Here is an 8,271-nt window from a genome sequence, read left to right on the forward strand (position 1 = left end):
ACCTCAGCCGAAATCCTGGGTGATCGACAGCAGCGTCGGCCCCTCGCGGGTCACCAGCCCGTGGTAGCCGGTGTTGACGCGGCCTGCCCGCACGCTCCCGCGCACGACGAAGTAATCGCTGCGCACGTCGAGCAACTCACCGGCGACGTGCGCCGCAGTTGCCGGCAGCCGCCGCGCGAAGTCGATGCTGGAACCAAACGGTTCCTTGTCGCGTGCCACGGCGATCGCCCGCGCAGTCGCGAGCGATACCTCCGGCAGCAGCGCGGCGAGCATTTCTGCACTGGCGGAATTCACGTTCACCTTGGTCCTGCCCGGCAGCGCAGTGATGTAGGGCGCGAGGCGGCGCAGGTGGTCCCCGGTGAAACCCTTGACCAGCAGCAGTTCGCCGATCTCCGCGACCTCCCGGTTGGCCGTGCGGTATGGCTGCTCGCGCGCCGCGTAGTAGGCATCCTCGGCACCGCCGGGCGCGGTGACCGCATCGTCGGCGTCCACCCAGTCCAGCACGGCATCAGCCAGAGCCTCCGGCAGTCCTGCCTTCGCCAGGAGCCGCTTGAACGCCGCGAGATCTGCTTCACTCGCACCGTTGCGATCCGCCAGGTTGTTCACGTTGAACTTCGCCTGCTCGTCCGTGAGGTAGGCCGTTGCGGTAGCTCCATCGAGAGCGGCCACCGGGATGCCTCTTGCCCAGGCCTCGCCGCGGTGGTCGACTCGCGGGTCATCCTGCGCGATGAGACGCATCGCCGAGTTCCCGGCCACGTGGATGAATTGCCGGGCTTGTCGCGCATCCGCGATGTTCTCGGCCTGTCGCGTGGCAAGCGTTCCCTGCCAGACGAGATAGATGCCGATGCCGGTCACCGCCGCAACGATCAGGATGGCGGAAATGGCGGCAAAGCCTGCGGAGTGCGCGCGCCGCGTCACGACCGCCCTCCGCCGGCCAGCGGCAGGAGTCGCTGGACACGCTCGCCGCTCGCGAGCCGTATGGCGACCTCGACCCCGGTCGGCAGCACGTCGGCCGAACCTGACTGCGCGGCATGCAATGCCCCGCTGTCCGCTCCCTGCTCGAACTCGGACGCCGGCCAGCGCTCTCGCCAGGTTCCGGCACCGTCGCGATAACGCAGACTCAACGCGGACACGCCCCGCAGCACCACTGCGACAGTCGGCTGGCTGCGCGCGGCCTGATCCGGCGCCACCCAGGTAAGGCGCTCGATGACGCCGTCACGAACCCGATAGCCGACACGGCGCGGCGGCGTCACGAGCCCCGAGGCGTCCAGGCTGCCGGCGCGGGTGAAGCTGACCTGCGGTTGGTCGGACGGGATCGAGGCCTCGAAGCCCAGCAGCGGCGGCAGCTTCTGCTCCGACGGGCTGCGCGTGGGCCGCACTTCGACGGCATCGAAGTCGCGCTCGATCCAGGCCATCGCGCGAGCAACTTCCCGCCAGCGCCGATACTCCCCGGTGACGCGCTCGCGAGTGGCGAGCACGCTGTCGAGCACGCGGTATCCCGCGCCGGCAAGGATGCCGAAGATGGCGATTGCGACGAGCATCTCGACCAGCGTGAAACCGGCCGCGCGGTCAGGGTACGCGCAGCGCATAACCGACGACTCGTGCCAGGATGTGATCTGCAACATCGGCCCGGAACACTTTCACCTCCACGCGACGCCCAAAGGGCGTCTGCGTGGCCGAAACCTGCTCCTGCCAGCGGAAGGCAATGCCGCCCTGGACCGCGGTGCCCGCACTTTCTCCGTTCGCGGCGACCCGGCCGAGGCGATACTCGGCGAGGCGGTTCTCGGCGACCCATCCCGCGAGCAGCCGTTCGCGGAAATCCGCCGCGGTATCGGTCGCCACCGCACATGCGCGCAGTGCCGCGGTCAGCGCCACCCCGAAGATCGCGAGCGCGACGAGGACTTCCACCAGCGTGAAACCGCGCTCAAACGCCATCGCCGAGGAACACGTGCGTGCTTGCGCCGACCTCGACGGCCGCGCGCTCGCTTCCCGCGGCGAGAACGACGCGCACCGGCCCCGACAGGGCCGATGGCGACAGGACGACCAGGGCACCGGCCACGACCTTCATTCCGGCGACCTCGACGTCCACGAGCCGCACCGCCGGCGGCAGCTGCCAGGGTCGAAAGAGGCTGTCGTCGAGCGGCGTCCAGCCACCGTCCGCGGTGCGGCGCAGGTACTGGTACCCCTCCGCTGCGCCGCGCCAGGCGAGTGAGGCGCCCGTGAAAACGGCTTCGTCCTGCGCCTGCTCCAGGCTTGCAGCGAGACGCGCCGCCTCCTCGCGCAGGAGGTCGCGATCGTCGGCGCGGACATTGATCGCAACGAAAGAGACGGAGACGCTGATCAACAGAAGCACGACGAGAATTTCGATCAGCGTGAAGCCGCGCGAAGACGGCGCAACGCGGCAGCGATGAGCGACTGACATGAAGGGAACGCGGCCGCCCGGCTAGTTGTAGATGTCGGCGTTGACACCGTCGCCGCCCAGCTGGCCATCGGCGGCCAGGCTGAAGACGTCGATCTCGCCGCGCACCCCCGGGTTCAGGAACTGGTAGTCCCGCCCCCAGGGATCCTTGGGAGCGCGATCCAGATAGCCGCCACGCTTCCAGTTGGTCGGCACCGGCGCGCTCGTCGGCGCCGCAACCAGCGCCTGCAGGCCCTGCTCCGTGGTCGGATAGATCGAGTTGTCGAGCCGGTAGAGCTTCAGGGCCTGGATGATTCCGGCGATGTCCGCGCGCGCCGCGACGACGCGCGCCTCGTCGGGACGGCTCATGATCTTCGGCACCACGATGGCCGCGAGGACGGCCAGGATGACCACCACGACCATCACTTCGATAAGCGTGAAGCCGCGGGTACTGCGCAGGGTGTTGGGATGTGACATACGCTGGCGATGGAACCCCGAAAGATTTGGTGGAGCTGCGTGGGACGACCCGGCATCGCAGCGGATCGCGCCGCGAAGGCCCGTAGTCATCGTGCCTCGTGGGTGTCGTGAAAAACCGACGAACGGCGTAAAGCAGAATCCATACCCCTGCGCGGTCGCCAGCGCCACGCCCGCAGGGATGGAGATCGAGCTAAGGGCTGCGCAGGCCCTCGTCGAGGGAACGGATAACGGGATACAGCAGGTAGGACATGACCGTGCGATCACCGAACACGACTTCTGCGGTCAGGGTCATGCCGGGCAGAAAGCGAATGTCCTGAGGCACACCTTCGAGCTTCTTGTCCTCCAGCGTCAGGCGCGCCAAGTAGAACGCTTCACGCCCGGAGTCCTGGTCCTCAGGCGTCCCCTGCGGGCGGATGAAGGAATCCTCGCTGACGGTGCGCACGCGCCCCTTGATGACGCCATACTGCTGGAACGGGAACGCGTCGAGCTTGATCCGCGCCGGATCGCCCGCGCGTAAATAGCTGATGTAGCGAGCGTCGATCTGTACCTCGGCTTCCAGCGGTGCGTCGAGAGGAACCAGCGTCAGGAGCGGTTCGGCTTCCTTCAGCACCGAGCCGACCGAGCGCTTCGCGATCTCCTGCACCACGCCATCGGCGGGGGCCGTCACCACCGTGAGCTCGGTCTTGCGCTCGGCCTTCTTGAGCTGATCGGCCACGGCGTCGCGGTCGCGCTTGACGACGACCAGCTCCTCCATCACTTTCTCGCGCCAGTCCTGGGTGAAGGCGGCACGTTCGGCCTCCAGCTTGGCGATCTCGCGCTGGAGCTGGCCGGAGGTGCTGAGCAGCTGTTCGAGGTCACGTTCAGTCTGAAGGCGGTCGCGCTGGGTCTCCAGGACTTTCAGCTTGGGTACGTAGTTGCCCTCGCGCAGCGACTCGTGCATGCGCTGGATTTCGAGGTTCTTCTGTAGCCGCTCGCGCAGCACCACCTCCTCGCGCCGGTTGCCGGCAATCGCTGCCTTCAGACGCTTGATGTTCTCGTCGAGCGATGTGAGGCGCGATTCGAGATTTGCACGCCGCTCCTGGAAAATCCGTGACTGCAGCAGCTCCTCGGCGTTGGAGGCGGCAGTAGCGGGTACCCTGGCACCCGACAGCTCCGCCTCGAGCCGCCTCGTGTGTGCGTCGAGGCTTGCGTGGCGGACCGTCAGCTGCGAGAGATCGGAACTTGCAAAGGTGGGGTCGAACGTCGCCAGCCGCGCGCCTTTCTTCACGATCTGTCCGACCTGCACGTCGATGCTCCGGATCATGGACGGCTCGAGCGGCTGCACGACGATGGTCGGCGTTGTAGTAATCAGCTTCCCGCGACCGACCACGATACGGTCGACCTTGGCGAAGGACGCCCAGGTGGCAGCCGTCAGCACCAACCCGACGAGGACGTAAAGCGTCGCGCGTGCCTGCAAGGGCATCGGTTCCTTTTCGATGGCCTCGGCGTCCGACAGGAAGCCGCCACGGTCGGCCGCGCTCAGGGGATCGTCTGCCATCGTCCGCGCTCGGTGTTACTAGAGATGTTTCGTCTGCTGCGTCCACAGACGCTGATAGATCGGGCAGCGCCGTACGAGATCCGCGTGCGGACCGATGTCGGCGACGCGTCCCTGATCGAGGACGACGATACGATCACACTGGACGAGTGTCGTCAGGCGGTGGGAGATGATCAGCACCGTTCGCCCGGCGCGGATGCGGCCGAGTTGGGCCAGAAAGATCGCCTCGCTTTCCGGATCGAGGGCGCTCGTTGCCTCGTCGAGAATCAGGAAGCGCGGCTGTGTGAGCAGCGCACGTGCGATGGCGAGACGCTGCTTCTGACCGCCCGAGAAGTTCTCGGCGTTCTCCTCGATCGTGGTGTCGAAGCCCTGCGGCAGACGCTCGATGAACTCATGCGCGCCCGCAATCTGCGCGGCTGCGATGATTTCCTCCATCGACGCCCATGGCTTCGTGGCGGCGATGTTTTCCCGGATCGAGCCGCGGAACAGGAAGCTGTCCTGCAGAACTGCGCCGATACTACGCCGCAGGTGAGGCAGATCGATTTCGCGGATGTCGACGCCGTCGAAGCGGACGACGCCCTCCTGCACCGGGTAGAGACCCTGCATAAGGCGCGTCAGCGTCGTCTTGCCCGACCCGCTCTTGCCGACGATACCGACCAGTGAACCCGCCGGCACGCGCAAGGAGATCTGGTCGACCACGGGATTGCCACCGGGCGCGTAACGGAAGCTGACGCGATCGAGTTCGACGGTGCCGGTCAGGGGCGGCGTCAGCCCGGACGTGCGCCGCTGCTCCGGCGCGTGGTTCATCACGGTGCCCAGCATGCGCACCGAGAGAGCCGTCTCCTGGTACTCCTGCACGAGCGACACGATCTGCACGAGCGGGGTGATCACACGGCCCGAGAGCATCTGGAAGGCGATCAGCGCACCGATCGTAAGCTGATGGTCGAAGACGGCCTGAGCGCCGAAGGCGATGATGGCGACGACCATTGCCTTCTCCAGGAAGCCGGTGGCGGCCTGCGCGGAGATGCCGATCTTCCCGACGCGGAAGTGCGTGCGGATCGCGGCTGCGGTGCGGTCGTCCCATTTGCGCCGCTGAATGGGTTCGATGGCGAGCGTCTTCACGGTGCGCATGCCATGTATGGCTTCGACCAGCATCGCCTGCTTCTCGGCCTCCGCGTTGTACAGCTCGAGCAGCCGCCGTCGGAACGGACCGATCATCGAAGCCACGATTGCCGCGATGGCTGCCGCGAAGACGAAGACGATCGCCGTCAGGCGCGGACTGTAGAAGAGCAGGACGGGCACGACGACGAGCAGCGCACAGGCGTCGAGCAGCGTCAGAAAGAGTCGTCCCGTGAGGAACTGACGGATCTTCTCCGCCTGCTGCATGTGGCGCACGACCACGCCGGCCGAGCAGCTTTCGAAGTAGTCGATCGGCAGCGCGAGCAGGTGGCTGAACGTTCGCGTGGCAAGCCGCAGGTCGATCTTGTTGGAAGCATAGAGCAGAAGATACTGGCGAACGAAACCGAAGACGGACTCGAACAGCAGAGCGAGCGTCACGCCGACCGTGAGAACGTACAGCGTCGAGGTGCTCTCGTGGGCGACGACCTTGTCGATGACGAGCTGAAAGAAGATCGGCACTGCGAGTGCGACGACATACAGGGCAACGGTGCCGATTGCCACGTCGCGAAACGCCTGCCCCTGTCGCAAGAGCTCCGGCACGAACCAACGCAGACCGAAAGGTTGGTCCGGATCGCTCAGCCGGTACTCGCGCTGCACGAAGACGACCTCCCCGGTCCAGCGTTCCTGGAAGCGTTCGGCCTCGAGCAGGAAGACGCCCGTCTGGACTGCGAGCGGATCGAAAATCGCCACACGCGCGCCGTCCGCAGTCTGATGGATACCCGCGACGACGACACTGTTGCCATTGTCCAGCCGCGCGATGACGGGATAGGCCCGATCCAGCGCGACAAGGCGCTCGAATCTGAGCTTCTCGGCACGCGCCCGCATCCCCAGCTTCTGCGCGACCGAGACGAGTTGCGTACAGGACGGTTCCCGCGCGGAAAGTCCGTGTTCGAGAACTAGCTTGTCGCGAGACGTGGCAATGCCGAAATGCGCCGCAACCGCCACCAGGCAGCGCAGCGCGGTGTGCCCCCCGCCCTCGGTGTCGTCTAACCCCTGTGGGGAGCTCGCCTCCCCGGCTCGCTTCTCGCCAGCGTCGCTGTCCTGCTCGACTTCAGGCTCTAGTGTCTCTTCGGCGCCTATGCGCATGATGGGTGGGTATACACAGCGTTTCGCGACGCGCCCGACCGCGGAACACGACGACAAGGATTCAGCGACCGTCGAGCATGCGCCCGGAATAGCAAGGTGCGAGAAACGTAAGGGGAGTTTGGGAACTGATCAGGCGCCTGGGGCCGCGCGATCTCGAAACGTTTCAGGAACGGCCTGCGGGAAAATTCGGAGACCCGGTGACGGGCTTCGCGGCCTCCCTGTTGGAAGAAGCATCGAGGCGGCGTACGACACCGCCCTGTACGAGTTCCCGCCCGACCCGGTCGATGAGGTCCCGGGCGTTCATGAACCCCTCCAGCGTCATGATGATGCGTTGCCGGTGCACCGGCTTGGGATTGCCATCGGCATCCTTTTCCGTCGGGGATGCCGAAAACATGTCTATGCGAACCGTGGGCCCGGTGACGGTGATCTCGCTAATGCCGTCTATGAATACTTCCTTTTGCATGAACACACTCCCTTTCTAGGAACCCGCCGTCGCTGAGCGACCTCGGCCCAACGGAGATTGATCTCCGCTTGCAATTAGTCTACGCTCAATCCTATCAAATCGTGAGCTTTTGCTCGTTGTCGCCGACCCAAGTCGAAGGGTTATGTGGGCGCCATAAAACTAGAAGCAAAAGAGTTGGTGTTTTCCTTCTGCGCCGAGGCCTTGCGGCGGTTTGCTTGAACTCTTACGGAGATTCGTAATTGGTCAAGAGATGGCGACTGCGAGCATTCTTACACCGTCAAGGCGTGCCCTGCGGCCCTACCGCACGTCGGCCGACTCGACACGCCGGACGTCCTGATCCCTCTCCATCGCAGAACACCCCAGCCCCAATTGGGGGCGGGTGCCCGCCTTCCACCGGATGACTCCGGAGTCGGGCGGCGTGGCCACGCCCCGAGGGTTCGAGATGCGGCCGACGACAAGCGCCGCGGCCTTACCCGCGTTTGACCGCGAGAAAAACTCCTTAAAGCTAGCGCGAAGGGGGACACGATGAAGGACAAGTACTCGACTCGAAAAACCACGTCGGCAGTGGCGCCTGAACCGTCGGCCGAGCAGTGCATACGGTATGCCAGGGACGTGGCAGCCGCTGGTGATCTGGTCGATCTCAGGACGTTCCTCGACACACAGAACGCTACGCGCGCGCTGGATTCGACGCTCGCCGCCGTTTCCCAGGGGTACAGCCGCAGCCCGGGTTGGCTGCCGCACTATGCCTACCAGTCGGGACGTCAAGCCGACGCTGCCGTCGCTTCGAGTTCCGCCACCTCGCCCGTCGACGGCGCCACTTCCACCCTTGTCAGCACGGCCGGTGAAACCGTAACAAACCCGGTAACCGCGCTTGCCCCCAAAGCCCTCGCCAGTAGTACCGTCACCACAGGCACTGCCACGACTATGGTCGTTCCCGCCGAGAGCGTACTTCTGACGCCAACAGAGTCCGGCAATGCGGTGGGCGGCGGACCGAGCATCGCAACGTCACTAGAGACCGCCTATTCCGACTCGACGTCGCTGCAGGTGGACGGTGTCCAGGCGGCAGCCTTGGACGCGCAGCGGCAGATACGTGGGCCACGCGAGGAGCTTGTGGGCTCGCCCCGAGCCGACCGC

Annotated in this window: 9 protein-coding genes; 1 reads left to right on the top strand and 8 read right to left on the bottom strand. The window is 65.7% G+C overall.

The annotated features are described in order from the left end of the window. Positions 1 to 3: 3 nt before the first annotated feature. The 8 genes from gspK to JNK68_05740 form a co-directional block, all read right to left on the bottom strand. A complete protein-coding gene (gene gspK / locus JNK68_05705; protein MBL8539851.1) occupies positions 4 to 918 on the bottom strand; it encodes a type II secretion system minor pseudopilin GspK in 915 nt (304 codons plus the stop codon). Further along, positions 915 to 1,589, bottom strand: coding sequence for a type II secretion system minor pseudopilin GspJ (gene gspJ / locus JNK68_05710; protein ID MBL8539852.1), 675 nt, complete (start codon positions 1,587 to 1,589; stop codon positions 915 to 917). Before gspJ ends, gspK begins: the two co-directional genes overlap by 4 nt. Beyond that, positions 1,570 to 1,935: a type II secretion system minor pseudopilin GspI gene (gene gspI / locus JNK68_05715; GenBank protein MBL8539853.1), complete on the bottom strand. Its 366-nt coding sequence runs from the start codon at positions 1,933 to 1,935 to the stop codon at positions 1,570 to 1,572. Before gspI ends, gspJ begins: the two co-directional genes overlap by 20 nt. Continuing rightward, positions 1,925 to 2,422, bottom strand: a complete 498-nt coding sequence (locus JNK68_05720) for a GspH/FimT family pseudopilin (GenBank protein MBL8539854.1) — start codon at positions 2,420 to 2,422, stop codon at positions 1,925 to 1,927. The genes gspI and JNK68_05720 overlap by 11 nt, the downstream gene beginning before the upstream one ends. A 21-nt stretch (positions 2,423 to 2,443) precedes the next feature. Next, the gene (gene gspG, locus JNK68_05725) at positions 2,444 to 2,875 is read right to left on the bottom strand and encodes a type II secretion system major pseudopilin GspG (protein ID MBL8539855.1); all 432 of its coding nucleotides are present in this window, start codon (positions 2,873 to 2,875) and stop codon (positions 2,444 to 2,446) included. A 190-nt stretch (positions 2,876 to 3,065) separates the two neighbouring features. Then, on the bottom strand, positions 3,066 to 4,412 hold the full coding sequence (locus tag JNK68_05730; GenBank protein ID MBL8539856.1) for an HlyD family type I secretion periplasmic adaptor subunit: 1,347 nt from the start codon (positions 4,410 to 4,412) through the stop codon (positions 3,066 to 3,068). 18 nt (positions 4,413 to 4,430) lie between these two features. Continuing rightward, positions 4,431 to 6,674 (bottom strand): peptidase domain-containing ABC transporter, encoded by a 2,244-nt coding sequence (locus JNK68_05735; protein MBL8539857.1) that lies wholly within the window; start codon positions 6,672 to 6,674, stop codon positions 4,431 to 4,433. A gap of 163 nt (positions 6,675 to 6,837) precedes the next feature. Further along, positions 6,838 to 7,137, bottom strand: coding sequence for a hypothetical protein (locus JNK68_05740; protein MBL8539858.1), 300 nt, complete (start codon positions 7,135 to 7,137; stop codon positions 6,838 to 6,840). 525 nt (positions 7,138 to 7,662) lie between these two features. Between JNK68_05740 and JNK68_05745 the strand changes: the two genes are divergently transcribed. Then, positions 7,663 to 8,271: hypothetical protein (locus tag JNK68_05745; protein ID MBL8539859.1), on the top strand; the 609-nt coding region annotated here is incomplete at its 3' end.

It is taken from the genome of Betaproteobacteria bacterium (assembly GCA_016791345.1).
Taxonomy (GTDB): Bacteria; Pseudomonadota; Gammaproteobacteria; order Burkholderiales; family JAEUMW01; genus JAEUMW01.